The organism is Lentilactobacillus farraginis DSM 18382 = JCM 14108, from assembly GCF_000583655.1.
In the GTDB taxonomy this organism is placed as follows: domain Bacteria; phylum Bacillota; class Bacilli; order Lactobacillales; family Lactobacillaceae; genus Lentilactobacillus; species Lentilactobacillus farraginis.
Window position 1 is genome coordinate 1 of the sequence record NZ_BAKI01000117.1, and the last position, 1,052, is coordinate 1,052.

At 45.4% G+C, this 1,052-nt stretch carries 1 pseudogene; it reads right to left on the reverse strand.

The window, feature by feature from the left end:
* Window positions 1-29 precede the first annotated feature (29 nt).
* A pseudogene (locus JCM14108_RS16250) lies at window positions 30-931 on the reverse strand (IS982 family transposase).
* Window positions 932-1,052 lie beyond the last annotated feature (121 nt).

Consider the following 1,052-nt stretch of genomic DNA (forward strand, 5'->3'; position numbering starts at 1 on the left):
AACGCGTTGTGCTAGTTATGAAATATTGGTTAGTAATGGCCAAGTTTTAACCCGCTTTTGCCAGCGGCGAGTTGTTCATGAACTCGAATCGTGTGCCACAGTAACAGCGCTTCTAAGCGGCTTTCCAAACCGGACATGGTTCGAATTCCCGGGTGTTCAAAGTGGCCCACTGTATCTAAATTATTAAAATTGGTTTCAATATGCCGACGTTGATTTTTCAAAAATCCGGTATCGACCGTTGTCTGGGCAGCCATATTCTTGCGCAACGGCGTCCAAAGATGAATGCCAAAGGTGGTGGCCAACCGATCTTTTAATGGTTGGCTTAAATAGCCGCCATCGGCTAAGACCCGTCGCGCGGGCGCGGTTAATAAGAGTTCTTCCGCGGCTTTTCGATCATCAAGGGCCGCCGGCGTCAGTTCCCAGGCCAGAAAGTAGCTTGATTGGCCATCACGGCATGTAACTTAAAACCATAATAATAGGTCTGTTTAGTGGCATTATAGCCTTTGTTGGCGAAGCCGTTTAAAACCTTGGCCTGATTACTTCGACGAGCAGAGGCCAAAGTAATCGGCGCACTATCGATGATTTCATAGGTAACGGGTGGGACCCACTGTTTCAATAAAGTGACCCGCATGAACTTCATAATTAATGCTAGATCTCGACAACGCCGGTTATACCGGGAGCGTTCAGGGACCGTAATCCCCCAGCTAACCAATTTTTGATGAAAGTAGGTTTCGGACCCGTCCCGTTCTTCGATCCGCATTAACATGCAGGCCAGGATAATGACATCATCGGCTTTCAGTTGGCGGTAATTTGGCCGAAAACGAATAGCCGGATTAATGGTTTCATAAATTGGTTCAATAATTTCGATAAAATGTTGAAATTTAGCTTGAATTGGATTGGTTTTTACGATAACTTTGAGGAGGCCTCGCATAACAGTTCCTTCTTTCTGGTTTTGTCACCTAAGAAGTTACCGCATATGCGGGGCTTTTGGTTGCTTAAAGCTCAAAAAACTAATTCAATTGTTACAAATGTGACACAACTAGCACAACGCG